We start from the raw sequence: 16,980 nt of genomic DNA, 5'->3' as shown, positions 1-16,980 counted from the left end.
GTTGCAGGTTATGTGCACGTGAAGACTCCCAATACCCCGTCCGTTGCGGGCTCGGTTCTGGCTCAATCAGCCTGGAAGCGAGTCCTTTTTTCTGTCGCCATTCTGGCGCTGCTGTGGCTGGCCATCGCCTGGTCGGTGGCCATTCCGTGAGCGCAGCCATCGGCCTGGAAAACCTTACCGTCGCCTATGAGCGCCGTCCTGCCGTGCATCACATCAGCGGTCGCTTCGAGGCGGGTAGCCTGACGGCGATTGTCGGCCCCAACGGAGCGGGCAAGTCGACGCTGATCAAAGCCATCGCCGGGACTATGAAACCTGCGCAGGGTCGTGTGGACCGTGGTCGCCTTGCGACCCGCACCATCGGCTATCTGCCGCAAGCTGCCGAAATTGATCGCTCCTTTCCCTTGAGCGTGGCGGACACAGTGGCCATGGGCGCCTGGCACAGTATTGGCCCGTTTCGGCGCTTGAGCCGTGACCATGGCCGACAGACTCAGGAAGCGCTGCGCACCGTCGGGCTTGAAGGATTCGAAGTACGTAGCGTGGGTTCACTATCGTCCGGTCAGTTCCAGCGCGTGCTGTTTGCGCGGCTGTTGTTGCAGGACGCTTCGGTCATTCTGCTGGATGAGCCGTTTACCGCCATCGATGCACGCACCACCCGCGATCTGCTGGAGCTGGTACGTGTCTGGCACGGTCAGGGTCGTACGGTGATTGCGGTGTTGCATGACATCGAGCAGGTGCGTCAGCACTTTCCGCAGACCCTGCTGATGGCCCGTGAAGCGATTGCTTGGGGCGACACGGCTGATGTGCTCAGCGTCGCCAATTTGCGCAAGGCCCGCGACATGGCCGAATACTGGAGCCCTGACGCCTTGCTGTGTGATGACGAAGGTGAGCGCACATGATGCTGTACACCATGATTGTCGAGCCCTTCGTCGAATTCGGCTTCATGCGCCGTGCACTGGTCGCCTGCCTGGCGCTGGGCATTGGCTCCGGGCCGGTCGGCGTGTTGCTGATGCTGCGCCGCATGAGCCTGGTCGGTGACGCGATGAGCCACGCGGTGCTGCCTGGCGCGGCGGTGGGTTTCATGATTGCCGGGTTGTCGTTGCCGGCCATGGGGTTTGGCGGGCTGATCGCGGGGCTGGCGGTGGCGCTGTTGTCAGGCCTGGTCAGCCGGCTCACTGCGTTGCGCGAGGACGCCAGTTTTGCCAGCTTTTACCTGACGTCTCTGGCCGCCGGGGTACTGATCGTGTCCTTGCATGGTTCCAGTGTCGACCTGCTGCACGTGCTGTTCGGCACCATTCTGGCCATCGACAGCGCTTCTATCTACATGGTCGGCGGCATTGCATCGTTCACGTTGGTGCTGCTGGCCGTGATCTATCGGCCGCTGGTGCTGGAGTGCTTTGATCCGGGGTTTCTGCGCGCCGTCGGTGGGCGCGGATCGCTGTATCACGTGTTGTTCCTGCTGCTGGTGGTGCTGAACCTGGTGGCAGGCTTCCAAGCGCTGGGCACGCTGATGGCCGTGGGCATGATGATGCTGCCCGCCACCGCGGCGCGCTTCTGGGCCAACTCGCTCAGTGCGCTGATGTTGATCTCGACCGTACTGGCGACCCTGTCAGGGCTGATCGGCCTGATCGTTTCCTATCATCTGGGCGTTGCGTCGGGACCTGCCATTGTCCTGACCGCCAGCGCGTTTTATGGCTTCTCCCTGCTGTTCGGGCGCACGGGCATCGTGCGTCGGCTGTTTCCCAAACCTCACCTGGCTCATTGAAAGGGTATGTCATGAAACGATTGATGTTGTTGAGTTCGATGGCGGCAATGGCGTTGTCGGCCTTTGCTTCCATGGCCCAGGCCAAACCGCTGGAAGCCGTCGCTTCGTTTACGGTGATTGCCGACATGGTCAGCACTGTCGGCGGCGACCGCGTGCATGTCACCTCGCTGATCGGGCCCAACGGCGATCCGCATGTCTACGAGCCCACCCCGACCGACGCTCAGGCCTTGAAGAAGGCGGATGTCACGTTTGTCAGCGGTCTGCACCTGGAAGGCTGGATGGACCGTTTGATCAAGGCTTCGGGTTACAAAGGCAAGCCAGTGGTGCTGTCCGAAGGCATCAAGACTCGCAGCATGGATGAAGACGGCAAGCGCATCACCGACCCACACGCCTGGAACAGCGCTGCAAACGGTGTGATCTATGTGCGCAATATTGTTGCCGCCTTGAAGAAAGCCGACCCTGACGGCGCCAGCCAGTATGAGGCCAATGGCGACCGCTATATCGCAGAACTCCAGCAACTGGACAGCTATGCGCGTGACCAGATCAAGGCGATCCCAGCGGCCAATCGCAAGATCCTGACGTCTCACGACGCCTTCGGTTATTTCGGCGATGCGTATGGCGTGACCTTCCTGTCGCCACTGGGTTTGTCGACCGAGTCTGAAGCCTCTGCCGCAGACGTCTCCAAGCTGATTCGTCAGATCAAGGCCGAGCACGTGAGTGCTTACTTCTTCGAGAATTCCGGTGACCCACGTTTGGTCAAGCAGATTGCCGAGGCCAGCGGTGCGCAACCGGGTGGCGAGCTTTACGTTGAAGCGCTGTCGCCAGCCGATGGCCCTGCACCGACCTACGCGAAGATGTTCCGCTACAACGTCGACACCCTTTTCGCCGCCATGAAGCAGCATCCTTAAGCGCCATCCGTAATTCGCATTGACCTGGCGGCGGTGCCGGTCACCTCGACACCGCTCGCTCACGTCATATAGCCTCCATCCCTTGCCCCGTACCGGTGAGCTGTCCGCCTGTCGTCACGGTGCTCGACCTCAACGAACCTGACATGTGCTCTTGCCTGCGAGTTGCTGACATTTGCGCAGCTCTGCCCGGGCAGACGCTGCGCGACCGTGCCTCAGTTATTCAAAAATTTGAAAACAGTGGTCTGGGTATAGGCTTTGCCCGGGTCCAGTCGTGTGCTGGGGAATTTCGGCTGATTGGGTGCATCAGGGTAGTGCTGGGTTTCCAGCGTGAACGCCCCCCAGTGCGGATATACCTTGCCGGCCTTGCCGTGGATGCTGCCGTCTAGGAAGTTGCCTGTATACAGCTGCACGCCGGGCTCGGTAGTGAACAGCTGGAGTTTGCGGCCGGATTGCGGATCGCTGACTTCGGCCGCCAGTTTCTTCACGTCGCCCTTGGTGTCGAGCACCCAGTTGAAGTCAAAACCCCCTTGCTTGGGTTCGGCGTACTTGAGCTGCTGATGGTCATCCTTGATGTGCTTGCCAAATGCCGTCGGCTTCAGAAAGTCCATGGGCGTACCCGCCACAGCAGGCAGTTCGCCGGTCGGGATCAGCTTGTCATTGACCGGCGTGTAGTGGGAAGCGTGGAGGGTGGCGACCTGCTTTAGGACATCGCCACTGCCTGCGCCTGCCAGATTGAAGTAGCTGTGGTTGGTCAGGTTTAGCACGGTGGGCTTGTCGGTGGTGGCGCGGTAGTCGATCTTCAGCTCGTTGCGTTCATTCAGGCTATAGGTGACTTCGGTCAGCAACGCTCCTGGAAAACCCATCTCGCCGTCCGGAGAAAGGTAGGTCAGTTTCACACCGACCGAATCACCGGTCTTGGTGCTCTCGGCCTTCCACAAACGTTTGTCGAAGCCCTGGTTGCCACCATGCAGCGCATTGGTTTTGTCATTGAGCGGCACCTGGTAGGTCTTGCCGTCCAACTGAAATTTTCCGCCCGCCAGGCGATTGCCGAAGCGACCGATGGTGGCGCCGAAGTACACGGTGCCGTTGTTCTGATAGCCCTGTACGTCATCGAAGCCCAGCACGATGTCGTCCACTTTGCCGTTTTTGTCCGGGACCAGCAGCGACTGCAGCGTTGCCCCGTAAGTGATGACGTTGGCCTCAATGCCGTGGCTGTTGCGCAGGGTGTATTTCTCGACGGGGGTGCCGTCTGGCAGTTGACCGAAAGCGCTGTGTTCACTGGAAAGCGTTGCGGCGTGTGCGGTCAAGGTGCTGATCATCAAGGACAGTCCGATGGTGCTGAGAAGAGCATGCTTTTTCATCTGTTTTACCCGCTTTTATTTTTATTGGTAAGACTATTTGATCGGTTTTTATCCGATGAATGGATTTATAGACCAAAAAATGCTGCTTGAAAAATGAATTGTAATACTATTTAGTAATGGCAGAGTTGCCAGCAGCGGATTTGCGACCTTCGTCGGTTTGACAGCTATTCATATGATGATTAGCCTGATTGCGCCGAGTCGGCTATGGGGCAACAGGATATGCGCGGTAATTTTCACGCTTCAACGGTGGACTGGCTGGGCGCCTGGATTGCTGCAGGCAATGTCGAGCCCGGTCAGACGCTGAAGGTCGAAGCGGCCTTGTGCGAGGAACTGGGTGTCAGCCGCACGGTATTGCGCGAAGCGATCAAGACGCTGGTGGCCAAAGGGCTGCTGGAAGTAGGTCCAAAAGTCGGTACACGGGTGTTGCCGTTGCGCAGTTGGAATCTGTTCGATCCGCAGGTTGTGGGCTGGCTGGCGCGCAAGGGTTTGCCGGAGAGCTTCGTACGCGATTTGCTGGATTTACGCAGAACCATCGAGCCTATGGCGGTGCGCTGGGCCTGCGAGCGGGCCACTGCGCAGCAGATTGACGAGATCCAGGAAGCGTATCGCCTGCTGCAGACCTCGGTCACGGACAAAGGCGATTACAACCTGGCCGACCGACGTTTTCACGAAGCGGTACTGGCCGCCAGTCACAACCAGTTCATCGAGCAGATGCTGCCTGCTCTGGGCGCATTGCTGGCGGTGTCGTTCGAGGTGACCTCGGCGGTGCCGGGCGAATTGGGCAAGACTCTGCCGCTGCACAAGGACCTTGCCGATGCGATTGCCAGCCGCGATGCCGCACGTGGAGTGTGGGCTTGCATGAGTCTGATCGAACAGGCGGCCGGGGTGATTGATGCGTTCTTTGCCCGGCAGAAGACGCCGCTTCAGGTGGTGGGCTGACCCCAACTGATTCAAGGTTGAAATTGCATCGCGCTGCACACTCCGTCACGTTGGAAAAGAGCCTTTACAACAATAACAAAGGACATTTTCATGCATTGGTCGCCTATATCCGAGCACCGTTTCAAGCTGGCCGAAGGTGCCTGCTGGGACGTTGAGCAACAAGCCCTTTATTGGGTCGACATCGCAGGCTTTCTCGCTTGCCGGCTCATTGACGGCCAGTACCGCCAATGGCGCATGCCAGAGCCGGTGTCCGCGTTTATCCCCACCGAGCAGGGCGATGCGCTGGTCACGCTGGCCAGTGGCGTCTACCGTCTGGACCTGAACGCCGAAAAAACCTCTTTGACCCTGCTGTGTGTTGCAGACCCTGTCTCTGGCAATCGCGCCAATGAGGCGCGATGTGACGCGCAGGGCCGCCTGTGGCTCGGCAGCATGCAGAACAACCTCGATGCTCGGGGCGGCGACGTTCCGCTGGTGCGTCGCTCCGGTGGCTTGTTCCGGGTCGACGCAAACGCAAACGTCACGCCATTGCTGGATGGCCAGGGCATCGTCAATACCTTGTTGTGGAGTGCCGCGGGAGACGTGTTGTACAGCGCCGACACCCTCGATGACGTCATTTATCAATACCCGATTCAGGCCGACGGCCTGCTGGGCGCTCGACAGGTGTGGGCGCAGGAGCATGATCGCGGCTCGCCCGATGGCTCGGCCATGGACGCCGATGGCTACGTCTGGAATGCCCGCTGGGGCGGCAGCTGCCTGATCCGTTTTGCCCCCGACGGCAGCGTCGACCGGATCATTCATCTGCCTGTCAGCCACCCGACCAGCTGTGTGTTTGGTGGCCCTGAGCTGAAAACGTTGTACGTCACCAGCGCCGCACCCGCCGACGCTCACGGTGAGTTCGATGGTGCGGTGCTGAAGGCTGATGTGGGTATCGCCGGACAGCCGTGCCACCGCTTTGCAGGTTGAACGCGCTGCATGTAGAGATGAAAAGGCCTTGTCTCGGGCTGGCGTGACATTAGGTTACATAGCGGTCATTCATAATATGGTATGACTATTTAATCGATTCTCGAACGCAGCCGTGTTTGCAGAATCGAACCTTGCTGAACGTTGTAGCTAGTCAATAAAAATAAGGAGTTAGCTATGTTGAGTCGTCATGGGATCCGTTCCCTGTGCTGTGCTGCTGTCGCCACCGCCATCCTGGGCATGAACGGCGCCGTTTCCGCTGCCGAACAAGTGAAAATCGGCTTTCTGGTCAAGCAGGCTGAAGAGCCATGGTTCCAGACGGAATGGGCCTTTGCCGAAAAGGCAGGCAAGGACCATGGTTTTGAAGTCATCAAGATCGCCGTACCCGACGGCGAGAAGACGTTGTCTGCTATCGACAACCTGGCGGCCAATGGCGTCAAAGGCTTTGTGATCTGTCCTCCTGATGTATCCCTCGGCCCGGCCATCGTTGCCAAGACCAAGGCTGCTGGCATGAAAGTCATGGCGGTTGACGATCGTTTTGTCGACGCCAAAGGCAAGTTCATGGAGGACGTGCCGTATCTGGGCATGGCCGCGTTTGAAGTGGGCCAGAAGCAGGGCGCGGCGATGGCGACCGAAGCCAAGAACCGCAAGTGGGATGAAAGCGACTGGAAGGGCACTTACGCAATCATCAACACCTACAACGAGCTGGACACTGGCAAGAAGCGCACTGACGGTTCGGTCGATGCGTTGACCAAGGCTGGCCTGCCGAAAGACCACATTCTGTTCACGCCTCAGAAAACCCTCGACGTACCAGGCAGCATGGACTCGACCAACGCGGCTTTGCCCAAGCTGCCGGGTGATGCGAAAAATCTGATCGTGGGCGGCATGAACGACAACACTGTTCTGGGTGGCGTACGTGCTACTGCTGGCGCAGGCTTCAAACCGGCAAACGTGATCGGAATCGGCATCAACGGCACCGACGCTATCGACGAGTTGAAGAAAAAGGAAAGCGGCTTCTTTGGTTCTATGCTGCCAAGCCCGGACAAGGAAGGCTACAACACCGCGCTGTATATGTATAAGTGGGTCACTGAAGGCACCGAGCCGCCGAAGTACACTGCGATGGACGACGTGACGCTGATCACCCGCGCCAACTTCCAGGAAGTCCTGACCAAAATCGGTCTTTGGAAGTGAGCTGAACGAGGGGCCTGATTCCGGGCCCCTCAAACCTGCGAGGAGGTCGGCTTCATGCAACAGGCTATCGAGCAACAACCCACCAGCGGTACTTTGCGCTTCGAAGGCATCGGCAAGGTCTTTCCAGGCGTCAAGGCACTGTCTGACATCACGTTCGAGGCGAAGCCTGGCAGCGTGCATGCGCTGATGGGTGAAAACGGTGCGGGCAAATCCACACTGTTGAAGATTCTGGGCGGCTCTTACCAGCCCAACAGCGGCGCCTTGCAGATTGGCGGTCAGACTCACCAGTTCAAATCCACTGCCGACAGCATTGCGGCAGGTATTGCGGTGATTCACCAGGAGCTGCATCTGGTGCCGGAAATGACCGTCGCCGAAAACCTGCTGCTCGGGCACATGCCCAACCGTTTTGGTTTGATCAATCGTCGGGCCATGCAGCGCCGTGCAGGTGAGTTGCTCAAGGGGCTGGCAGACGAGATCGATCCGGGCACGCGCCTGGGCGATCTGTCTCTGGGTCAACGGCAACTGGTGGAAATCGCCAAGGCCATGTCGCGTAACGCTCATGTCATTGCGTTCGACGAACCCACCAGCAGCCTGTCGGCACGCGAAATCGACCGTCTGATGGCAATCATCGTGCGCCTGCGTGATGAAGGGAAAGTGATTCTGTATGTCTCCCATCGCATGGAAGAAATCTTCCGCGTCTGCGATGCCGTGACCGTATTCAAGGACGGGCGGTTTGTGCGCACGTTCGAGCAAATGGCTGATCTGGACCACGACCGCCTGGTGACGTGCATGGTCGGGCGCGACATTCAGGACATCTACAACTATCGGCCTCGTGAGCATCACGGGCCAAGCCTGCGCGTCACCGGGCTGTTGGGGCCAGGGCTGAAGGAACCGATGACGTTTGCCGTGCAAAAGGGCGAAGTGCTGGGTTTTTTTGGTCTGGTAGGTGCCGGTCGCACCGAACTGTTCCGGATTCTTTCCGGGCTGACACGCAGCACTGCGGGGACCTTGCAACTCGATGGCAAACCGCTCGATTTGAAGTCACCTCGCGACGCCATTGCCGCCGGGATTCTGCTTTGTCCGGAGGACCGCAAGAAAGAAGGCATCGTGCCGCTGTCCAGCGTGGCTGAAAACATCAATATTGGCGCCAGGCCTCGTCACGTGAACCTGGGCTGCCTGATCCAGGGTCGCTGGGAGCGGGATAACGCACGGACCCAGATCCAGTCGATGAACGTCAAGACGCCATCGCCTGACCAGCAGATCATATTCCTGTCGGGCGGCAACCAGCAGAAGGCGATTCTCGGTCGCTGGCTGTCGATGCCCATGAAAGTCCTGCTGCTGGACGAGCCGACCCGAGGCATCGACATTGGTGCCAAATCCGAAATCTACCAGATCATTCACAACCTGGCCGCCGATGGTATTGCGGTCATCGTGGTGTCCAGTGACCTGATGGAAGTCATGGGGATTTCGGACCGTATTCTGGTGATGAGCGAAGGCGCAATCACTGGCGAACTCAATCGCGACGAGGCTGACGAATCGCGACTTCTGCAACTTGCTCTGCCACGCACGCGCGGCTGAACCACTGGTCCTCGACCATGAACAATAAAAAGAGGTGCGTATGTCTACCGAATCCAGCCTGAAGGCTCCCCGTCAGGGCTTGAACCTGCGCCGTTTTGCCGATGAATGGGTCATGCTGTTGGCCGCTGTGGGTGTCTTTGCGCTCTGCGCGGTGTTCATCGACAACTTCATGTCGCCCATGAACATGCGCGGTCTGGGGCTGGCCATCTCCACGGTCGGCATCGCTGCCTGCACCATGCTCTACTGCCTGGCGTCAGGGCACTTCGACCTGTCGATCGGCTCGGTGCTGGCGTGCTCGGGCGTCATCGCCAGTATCGTGATCCGTGACACCGACAGCGTGTTTCTCGGCATCTCCGCAGCGCTGGCGATGGGCCTGGTGGTCGGGCTGATCAACGGCATCGTGATCGCCAAGCTGCGCATCAATGCCCTGATCGCCACACTCGCGACCATGCAGATCGTGCGTGGTCTGGCGTACATCTTCTCCAGCGGCAAAGCGGTCGGTGTATCGAACGAAGACTTTTTCGTGTTCGGCAATGGCCAGCTGTTCGGTGTACCGGTGCCGATCCTGATCACCATTGCCTGCTTCATCTTCTTTGGCTGGCTGCTCAACTACACCACCTACGGTCGCAACACCATGGCCATCGGTGGCAACCAGGAAGCCGCCTTGCTGGCCGGCGTCCACGTTGACCGCACCAAGATCATTATTTTTGCCGTACACGGTCTCATTGGTGCACTCGCCGGCGTGATCCTCGCCTCGCGCATGACCTCCGGCCAGCCAATGGTCGGGCAGGGTTTCGAACTGACGATCATCTCTGCCTGCGTGCTGGGCGGTGTTTCGCTGAGCGGCGGCATCGGCATGATCCGCCACGTGATCGCGGGCGTGCTGATCCTGGCCATCATCGAGAATGCGATGAACCTGAAGAACATCGACACGTTCTACCAATACGTGATTCGCGGCACGATCCTGTTGCTGGCCGTGATCATTGACCGGATGAAGCGTCGTTGAAGCCCGGCATCAAGTCGTAAAAAATGCCCTTGTCGAAACTCTGACAAGGGCATTTTCAGTTTAGTAGGACAGCGACATCCAGAATGGGTAAGAGACAGTCGAAAACCCCGCGTTCAGGTGCCCCGCGTATGAAGGCCTGGTGAGCGCACTGACTTTCCAGCACTTCCGGCGGTGTTATGCCTCGGGGCTATTGTGCTGCAATCCCGCTTGATCAGCGGGGTTGCGAAACAGACGCCGTGTGTCCCAGGCGTGTCAGCCCATACAACACGGCACCAACCACCAGCATGATCCCGGCGCGCATCCAGGTTTGCGGACCTTGCTGAGTGAGCAGTAACAGACATGATGCTATTCCCAGCACAGGAATGACCCAGTGCACCTGAAAGTGATCGATGTCGACCTTGTCTCGCTTGAGTACCAGCACTGCCACGTTGACGCTGACAAACACGAACAACAACATCAGCACGACCGTTTCAGCGAGCGTCGTCAGGGTGCTGGTAAAAGAAAGTGCTATTGCCACCAGGGTGGTCGCAAGGATGGCGAACCCGGGCGTGCGGCGCTTTGGCAGTACGGCGCCCATGACCGCAGGCAGCAATCCTTCGCGCGCCATGCCGAAGGTCAGTCGACTTGCCATGATCATGGTCAATAACGCACCGTTGGCCACTGCGATGAGTGCGATCACGGCGAACCATGAGCCGGGAATCCCGAGCCCCGAGGCCTTGACGACGTCAAGGAGCGGGGCCTCGGAATCTTTCAATTGCTCGACAGGCAGCACCATTGCCGCACCGACGCCCACCAACATGTAGATGACGCCCGCAATCAGCAGTGCACCGAACAGGGCGCGTGGGTACACCTTGCGTACATCCTTGATTTCCTCGGCGAGATTGGCGGAGGTTTCGAAGCCGACAAATGAGTAAAACGCCAACAGGGACGCGGCGAGAATCGCAGTAGCGGGTGAGGCAGTGTCCAGTTCCAGCACCCGTTGCGGGACACCCTGGCCCTGGCTGACAAACCAGATTGCTGCCGCGATCACCATGGCCAGTCCGCTCAGTTCGATGGTCGTCATCAACAGATTGGCGCTCAGAGACTCTTTGATCCCTCGCGCGTTAAGCAGGCCGACAATGACCAGAAAGCCGACGCAGACCCATTGTGCAGGCCACGCCACCAGCGCTTGCAGATAGTCACCGGCAAACGCGACGGCCAGTCCGGCCGCGCTGGTAACGCCTGCAGCGACCATTGAAAAGCCGACCAGAAACGATAGCAGGGGCTTGCCGAATGCCTTCTCGGCATACATTGCCGCACCGCCTGCTCTGGGATACTTGGTGACCAGTTCGGCATACGAGGCTGCGGTCAGCAGCGCAAAGCAGAGTGCAATCAGCAGCGGTGCCCAAATGGCCCCACCGACGCGTCCGGCGATGGTGCCCGCCAATGCGTAGACCCCTGCGCCCAGCACATCTCCCAGGATGAACAGCATCAACATGGGCGCGGTGATCGCCCGCCGCAATGAAGCAGTGCTATTGGTGTTCATGATGAGAAATCCTTTCAAGAGGTCGACAATGCCCGCAGGTTGGTGCAGATATTTCTGATTTATAGAATTGAGAGCGACGTTGCGCTTGAACGTTCTGTCTATTTGTCACGCTGAACGTCAGCTGGATTCCTTGCTTGCTGTTCAGCCATGACAGCCGAGCGATATTCGATGCTTTGTTCAAGCTCCAGGGCATCGTGGCTGCAAAATATGCGCAAACCCTGCCCGTTGCTGGACAGTGAGAGGTCGCGCAGGCGTGCCTGATTGGCGACGCGCGCTGCATGATCGGTGTCCATCATTCGCTGGTAGAACCGCAAGCCCGGTGTGCATTGTCGTTGCGGTGAGCCTATTTCGCCTCGGTAGAAATACGCGTCACCGGCATGCAGCAGCCAGCCTTCAGAAGTGCGTACAGCGATACCCGCGTGCCCGGCCGTGTGACCATGCAGCGGGACCAGCAGAATGTCTTCATTACTTGACCCAAGCACCGCGCGTACTGAATCGAATCCGTTCCAGCGTTCACCTTCACAGTCATAAAGCGCCCAGTCCTTGACCCCGCGCCACTGGGCTGCCCGGAATCTCCTTGAGTCCCGCCAGCCAGTTGCATGGCTGGCGGCCTGCATTTCATCGCGCATTACATGAACCCGGGCGAGCGGAAAATCCTGCAGGCCGCCCGCGTGGTCGAAATCAAGGTGGGTCACTACAATATGGCGCACATCTTCGGCGCGAAATCCCAACTGCCTTATCTGTTGCAGCGCGGTGTAGCGATGCTCAAGCCGGATATTGTTGAAGTATCGAAAAAATCGACTCAGTCGCTGCGATGGGTGCTCCACATCCTCCTGACCAAAACCCGTGTCCACCAGCACCAGACCGTCACGATCAGTCTCGATCAGCAGACAATGGCACACCAGCTGTGCCGTCAGGCCACGGCTGAAACCATCAAACAGCGCGCCTCCGATGGAGCACATGCACCCGCAGTTCAAATGATGAATACGCACATCACCTCCCTGTTGCCCTGGTTGAATCTTTTGCGCTTTGTAACGCATCCGGGTTTTACGAATATTCCTGCTGAACCTTGCGACGACCGCTGAGATGCGGTCGACTCACGACGAGTGATTCACCGGTCTTCGCGTGATTTTCGGCATCGTCTGAGCAGGCGCTTGCGCGGCGCCTCGGGGCGAAGTTCACGTGCAATCAGTCGAAGCAGGTATTTGACGCGCTGAACAGCATTGTTGATCAGCGATTCTTTGGCGCGCTGTCGTCGTTCGGTTACGGCAGTCATCGTCCCTCCCGTAAAGCATGTGACTGTCACCGATTTCCTTCGGTGTGTGTCTCGAAAAGATCGTCACATCTGTCAGAAATTCAAAACGATCAGAATCGCGTCGGACGGGCGGCGCCTGCCTTGCCTGTCAGGAACTCGGTCAATGTGCTGGCACAGGCGGATATCGCATCGTTCAGTACGATCTCGAAGCTGTGTGTGTTTTCTGTCGGGATTGCAATGCATGCCGCCTTGCCCATGGCACCTGCGCTCAAAATCGCGCTGGCGTCTGAGGCAAAATCCACCAGCAGGGCGACTTGTGGCTGCAGTTCCACAGCGCGCGCCGACTCGATCAGGGCATCGGTCAAAGCACGGGTATATTGGCCCTTCTCGTCACCTGCCACGATGATCGGGTCGACCGTCAACTGCGTCCCGTATTCATCTGCGATCGGGCCCACTTCGACTGCTATGGCGGTTTTGCAGGGCAGGTGATGGGCGGCAAACAGTGCGCCGGCGTTGGTTTCCTCTTCCATGGTGGTAAACACAAAGTAGACATCCTCCTTGAGGTCGGCACGCTGTTGCGCAACACGTTCGATTGTCTCGATCACAGCAGCGATGGGTGCTCGGTCGTCCATGAAATGTGCAGCGGTAGCGTCGCCCAGCGCAAAGGGCTTGCGCCAGTGCTGGCTCAGCACCACGCGCGTGCCGGGCCGCACGCCCAGGCGTTCCAGCTCGGCTGCACTGCGGCGGGTGACGACATGCACGTCTTTCCAGCCGACTGTTCCGTTCTGTACGTCGCTGCCTTGAGGAGACTTCGACGTCAAGTGCATGCTGCCGAATGACAACACCCCTGCGACGGTCTGCCGGTCGCCCATGACGTCCAGTGGGCACATGCCAAAGTTGACCGGGTTGATGCCGCCCAATGCGGTGACCTCCAGCGTGCCATCTTGCTGAATGCGCTTCACCATCATTGCGATTTCATCCAGGTGGGCGAGGATCAATACGGGGGCATTTTCAAGCGCATCTGGCCGGGCAGGGGTGCGTATCACGCCGATCAGGTTGCCTGCGTCGTCAATTCTGACCTCGTCACAATGCTTGCTGATTTCTGCATGACAGATGGCGCGAACCTCGCTTTCTTCGCCTCCCGGCGCTCGTGCCTGCAGCAGTCGTTGCAGCAGATCCAGATCGCTCATGATTCAACTCCTTCGCACATTCCCAAACTGTGTTCTGTTGAAGTTGCTGTTCCCGTTTGGTTCAGTCATTTGCCTTGCGTGACCGCTGAGGGTAACCGTGATGATCTGTTCGGCTTGTCGGTCTGGAAGTGTGAGCGTATCGACGCCTGACGTTGTCCCATCTTGAACACGCATACAACGAAAGGCGCACTCGGTTGCGCCTTGGAACGGACGATGGGAGACGCGCAATTGAACATTGCTTGCCTGGGGTGGGGATCTTTGATTTGGGTGCCGGGTGCATTGCCTTTGGCGGGGGAGTGGTATTCAGACGGGCCGAGTCTGCCAATCGAATTTGCCAGGGTAGGCGACAGCGGAGAGCTGGCCACGGCGATCTGCCTCAATGCGCCCCCGGTGAAAGTCTTTTGGGCATTGGTCGCCGCCGACACACTAGCCCAGGCCTGTGAGGCATTGCGCGAACGTGAACAGATTTCGGTGCAGCGCGAGGACGGCATCGGCACCTTGTTGACCGCCCGGCTATCTGAGGGGTTGATGATGCGCTGGGCGAAGGAGCGGGGCATCGACGCAATCATCTGGACCGCATTGCCGCCCCGGATCAACGGAATCGAAGGTCGTATCCCGTCGCTCGATGACGCTTTGGAGTACTTGGGCAGCCTGTCAGGAGACACGCTGGATCACGCCCGTACTTACTTCGAGAAGGTCCCCGAGCAAATCGATACGCCTTATCGCCGAGCAATCAAGCGTCAATTGGGCTGGGATGGTCAAGTTTCGGTCTGAGGCAGTCGGTCATTTTGGATTCAGTCAGGCGTACAACCTGCTGATCAGGAGAGTCAACGTGGAATCCAGCAGTCATCAGTTGTTCAGCTCTGTCTGCACAACCTTGCATACCTTGCGCGACGGTGTGGAGGCGCTTGAGCGCAGCGAACTTGAGCGTGTGGAGGAGTTGCGAGGGCATCAGACGGTTGATGATCGCGAAGCTGTCCAGCAATCGTTCGCCAGGCTGCAGCAGGCACTTTTCGACATCGAGGAAACGCTGGCGACACTGGGTGAGGCCACAGGAGAAATCGGCAAGCTTTGAGCCTGATGCAGAGGTGTCGCCTGTTTTGCCCTGAACCTTGTGCTGAATTCGGGGTCACATCCGGGCCCTGAAAAACAGGGTCCGCCGGGTATGTCAGCCAGCGGCCGATCTTTCTCAGAGCCTGTGCGCCATGTCTTTCATTCCTCGTTCAATCTGGTGCAGCGGGATGTGTGCCGGATCGTTGTTTCTGTTACTCGTCAGTCCGGCCAGCGCCAACGGCGAGCGGCAACTGGTTCAGGCAATCAACGACTATCGCGCGCAACCGCAACGCTGCGAAACAGCCACGGCCAAGGCCACCAGACCGCTGACTTTAAACGCAAATGTCGCGCTCCCCCTTGATTTCAGTGGCAGCTCGCGAGACGCCCTGAAGGCTTTCGGCTATCAGGCAGTCACCGTGCGCACCATCCGGCTGGTGGGTGCGCAGGATGTCAATGAGGCGTTCGGCATGCTCAAACGTCGTTATTGCGGTGCATTACTTGATGCGCAATATGCCGATATCGGCGTCACACAGGACCGTGATGACTGGCGCGTGGTACTTGCCAAGCCATTGCTGGACCGGCAGTTGGCCCAGGGGCGCTCATCCGGACAGCTATTGCTGGCGCAGGTGAATGCGGCACGAGCCAAGCCGCGCGTGTGCGGCAAGACGCCGTATGCGTCGGCGCGGCCTCTGGTGTGGAACGCAACGCTTGAGCTGGCGGCACAGGGCCACAGCCAGTCGATGGCGAGCGAGAACTATTTCACCCACCGAGGATTTGACGGCGATTCACCAGCGGACCGAGCGCGAGCCGCCGGCTATGGCGGGCGGCAGATCGGCGAAAATATTGCAGCAGGGCAGGGCTCCGCGCAAAAGGCGATGGCCAGTTGGCTGGCCAGTCCCGGCCATTGCGCGAATCTGATGAACCCTCTGTTCACTGAGGTCGGCGCAGCCTACGCCACCGGGTCCAATACCGATTACGGGGTCTATTGGACGATGTTGTTTGGCGCGCCATAGGCTCTCTGCGGCGACCGTTGGTCGCGCTGTCGGGTGAATTTTGCAAACCCCGATCGTTCTGCAACGGTCTGCTGATGGAGACGCGAAGCTGTGCGAACAGTTTCATTTCATCGATTCGCAGGCCATGCGGTTTTGCGTGTTTGCGCCACAACCAGGAATCAGGAGTACATGCACATGAACAAGCCAGGTGTCTGTTTGACAATATTCTGTCTGCTGGCCTTGCAGGGCTGCTTCGACAATTCAGGCAACGAAACCAAGGACAACACCGATGGCACCAAGTCTTCGGTGCAAATGCAGGACGGCAAGGCCGAGCAAAGCAAATAATCGGCGGTCGTTCAGCGCTCATGTCCTGGGTGTCACGGCCATCGACTGTTCGATGAGGGCGTCATGAATCGATCCATCAGCGCAGCGGACTTGCAGATTGATTTCAGCGGCAATACCCAAGCTGGACTGGAACACTCATTGTTCAAATGGCTTGTCGCCAGCTTCTTGATGGGCAAGCGCATTCAAGCCGAAATCGCCTGCGAGGCGTACAGAGTGATCGTCGAACAGCATGGTCGTGACACGCCTCGCAAACTGGCGAACTGCACTCATGCGCAACTGGTCGCTTATCTGGGCGAAGCGCACTACGTGCGTTATGACGAATCCACAGCGGATCGTCTGTCGGCGTTATGTGCCAGGCTCAACGAGGACTACGGCGGCAAAGTCGGGAATATTCATCAGGCGAGCGAAAATCGGGCGGACTTCGAAACGCGCCTCAAGGCGTTTGATGGTATTGGTCCCAAAACGGTTGAAATCTTCATGCGCGAGGCAGCGAAGGTGCTGTATTGACTTCTGGGCGTCTGGCGTATGGCTCTTGGGGCCTGGAAAGCCTGCCGCGGACTGACTTGCTGGCCTGTGTTTCCAGCCTAACGGGTCGGCAATAAGCGTGGTCCGCGACGGTTTATAACCCGCTGGTCAATCCTTGCCAGCCAGCTTGCGTTCGACCTCCCGGTTTTTCTCCTTGAGCGTTTCTGCGTCCTGTTCCTTTTCCTTGTTGGCCGTTGGCGTGACGACTTTGTCCACGCCGTTAGTGTCCAGACCTTCACGCTCGATGTCTTCGCGTACAACCTCGACTGGCTTGCCCGACTGATCGACGGTGGGGGTATAAGGCTTGTCGTTGTCGCGCTCTTTCTGTGGTGTTGCGTCGTGGTCAGTCATTTCCATTCCTCACTGATGGTGTCAGCGTTGGAGGGCGAG

General features: G+C 58.6%; 20 protein-coding genes. 14 read left to right on the top strand and 6 right to left on the bottom strand.

What is annotated here, in order from left to right; all coding sequences use genetic code 11:
- The first annotated feature begins 18 nt into the window (after positions 1-18).
- The 4 genes from KDX37_RS29415 to KDX37_RS13250 are packed head-to-tail and all read left to right on the top strand — an operon-like array spanning position 19 to position 2,670.
- A complete protein-coding gene (locus KDX37_RS29415; RefSeq protein WP_264759240.1) occupies positions 19-150 on the top strand; it encodes a hypothetical protein in 132 nt (43 codons plus the stop codon).
- Positions 147-896, top strand: coding sequence for a zinc ABC transporter ATP-binding protein AztA (gene aztA / locus KDX37_RS13260; protein ID WP_231653158.1), 750 nt, complete (start codon positions 147-149; stop codon positions 894-896). The genes KDX37_RS29415 and aztA overlap by 4 nt, the downstream gene beginning before the upstream one ends.
- Positions 893-1,762 carry a metal ABC transporter permease gene (locus tag KDX37_RS13255; protein ID WP_231653157.1) on the top strand — a complete coding sequence of 290 codons (870 nt, stop codon included), beginning with the start codon at positions 893-895 and terminating at the stop codon, positions 1,760-1,762. Before aztA ends, KDX37_RS13255 begins: the two co-directional genes overlap by 4 nt.
- An 11-nt stretch (positions 1,763-1,773) precedes the next feature.
- Positions 1,774-2,670, top strand: a complete 897-nt coding sequence (locus tag KDX37_RS13250; protein ID WP_231653156.1) for a metal ABC transporter substrate-binding protein — start codon at positions 1,774-1,776, stop codon at positions 2,668-2,670.
- Between the two features lie 212 nt (positions 2,671-2,882).
- Here KDX37_RS13250 and KDX37_RS13245 read toward each other — a convergent pair whose 3' ends face one another.
- Positions 2,883-4,031 (bottom strand): aldose epimerase family protein, encoded by a 1,149-nt coding sequence (locus KDX37_RS13245; RefSeq protein ID WP_231653155.1) that lies wholly within the window; start codon positions 4,029-4,031, stop codon positions 2,883-2,885.
- Positions 4,032-4,250: 219 nt separating this feature from the next.
- Between KDX37_RS13245 and KDX37_RS13240 the strand changes: the two genes are divergently transcribed.
- From KDX37_RS13240 to araH, 5 genes are all read left to right on the top strand, one after another.
- On the top strand, positions 4,251-4,970 hold the full coding sequence (locus KDX37_RS13240; protein ID WP_231653154.1) for a FadR/GntR family transcriptional regulator: 720 nt from the start codon (positions 4,251-4,253) through the stop codon (positions 4,968-4,970).
- Positions 4,971-5,060: 90 nt separating this feature from the next.
- Complete coding sequence (locus KDX37_RS13235) at positions 5,061-5,933, top strand: SMP-30/gluconolactonase/LRE family protein (RefSeq protein WP_231653153.1); 873 nt, start codon at positions 5,061-5,063, stop codon at positions 5,931-5,933.
- Between the two features lie 174 nt (positions 5,934-6,107).
- Entirely contained in the window at positions 6,108-7,121 is a 1,014-nt protein-coding gene (locus KDX37_RS13230) for a substrate-binding domain-containing protein (RefSeq protein WP_231653152.1), read from the top strand.
- A 54-nt stretch (positions 7,122-7,175) separates the two neighbouring features.
- Positions 7,176-8,699 carry an L-arabinose ABC transporter ATP-binding protein AraG gene (gene araG / locus KDX37_RS13225; RefSeq protein WP_231653151.1) on the top strand — a complete coding sequence of 508 codons (1,524 nt, stop codon included), beginning with the start codon at positions 7,176-7,178 and terminating at the stop codon, positions 8,697-8,699.
- A gap of 40 nt (positions 8,700-8,739) precedes the next feature.
- Complete coding sequence (araH, locus tag KDX37_RS13220) at positions 8,740-9,705, top strand: L-arabinose ABC transporter permease AraH (RefSeq protein ID WP_231653150.1); 966 nt, start codon at positions 8,740-8,742, stop codon at positions 9,703-9,705.
- A 211-nt stretch (positions 9,706-9,916) separates the two neighbouring features.
- Here the strand turns inward: araH and KDX37_RS13215 are convergent, their stop codons facing one another.
- The 4 genes from KDX37_RS13215 to KDX37_RS13200 form a co-directional block, all read right to left on the bottom strand.
- On the bottom strand, positions 9,917-11,230 hold the full coding sequence (locus KDX37_RS13215; protein ID WP_231653149.1) for an APC family permease: 1,314 nt from the start codon (positions 11,228-11,230) through the stop codon (positions 9,917-9,919).
- A gap of 98 nt (positions 11,231-11,328) precedes the next feature.
- Complete coding sequence (locus KDX37_RS13210) at positions 11,329-12,222, bottom strand: MBL fold metallo-hydrolase (RefSeq protein WP_231653148.1); 894 nt, start codon at positions 12,220-12,222, stop codon at positions 11,329-11,331.
- Positions 12,223-12,341: 119 nt separating this feature from the next.
- The gene (locus KDX37_RS13205; RefSeq protein ID WP_231653147.1) at positions 12,342-12,506 is read right to left on the bottom strand and encodes a hypothetical protein; all 165 of its coding nucleotides are present in this window, start codon (positions 12,504-12,506) and stop codon (positions 12,342-12,344) included.
- A gap of 89 nt (positions 12,507-12,595) precedes the next feature.
- Positions 12,596-13,675 carry a M20/M25/M40 family metallo-hydrolase gene (locus KDX37_RS13200; RefSeq protein WP_231653146.1) on the bottom strand — a complete coding sequence of 360 codons (1,080 nt, stop codon included), beginning with the start codon at positions 13,673-13,675 and terminating at the stop codon, positions 12,596-12,598.
- 213 nt (positions 13,676-13,888) lie between these two features.
- Between KDX37_RS13200 and KDX37_RS13195 the strand changes: the two genes are divergently transcribed.
- The 5 genes from KDX37_RS13195 to KDX37_RS13175 all read left to right on the top strand — a co-directional run bounded on the left by KDX37_RS13195 (position 13,889) and on the right by KDX37_RS13175 (position 16,572).
- The gene (locus tag KDX37_RS13195; RefSeq protein ID WP_231653145.1) at positions 13,889-14,449 is read left to right on the top strand and encodes a hypothetical protein; all 561 of its coding nucleotides are present in this window, start codon (positions 13,889-13,891) and stop codon (positions 14,447-14,449) included.
- Between the two features lie 58 nt (positions 14,450-14,507).
- Complete coding sequence (locus KDX37_RS13190; protein WP_231653144.1) at positions 14,508-14,750, top strand: hypothetical protein; 243 nt, start codon at positions 14,508-14,510, stop codon at positions 14,748-14,750.
- Between the two features lie 166 nt (positions 14,751-14,916).
- Complete coding sequence (locus KDX37_RS13185; protein WP_231653203.1) at positions 14,917-15,741, top strand: CAP domain-containing protein; 825 nt, start codon at positions 14,917-14,919, stop codon at positions 15,739-15,741.
- Between the two features lie 174 nt (positions 15,742-15,915).
- A complete protein-coding gene (locus KDX37_RS13180; RefSeq protein WP_231653143.1) occupies positions 15,916-16,065 on the top strand; it encodes a hypothetical protein in 150 nt (49 codons plus the stop codon).
- 63 nt (positions 16,066-16,128) lie between these two features.
- Positions 16,129-16,572, top strand: coding sequence for an HhH-GDP family DNA glycosylase (locus KDX37_RS13175; RefSeq protein WP_231653142.1), 444 nt, complete (start codon positions 16,129-16,131; stop codon positions 16,570-16,572).
- A 126-nt stretch (positions 16,573-16,698) separates the two neighbouring features.
- Here KDX37_RS13175 and KDX37_RS13170 read toward each other — a convergent pair whose 3' ends face one another.
- On the bottom strand, positions 16,699-16,941 hold the full coding sequence (locus KDX37_RS13170; protein ID WP_231653141.1) for a hypothetical protein: 243 nt from the start codon (positions 16,939-16,941) through the stop codon (positions 16,699-16,701).
- Between the last annotated feature and the right edge of the window lie 39 nt (positions 16,942-16,980).

This window comes from Pseudomonas californiensis, assembly GCF_021147775.1.
GTDB lineage: Bacteria > Pseudomonadota > Gammaproteobacteria > Pseudomonadales > Pseudomonadaceae > Aquipseudomonas > Aquipseudomonas californiensis.
Note: the sequence above shows the minus strand (reverse complement) of the source record. Positions and strands in the feature narration are given on the sequence as shown.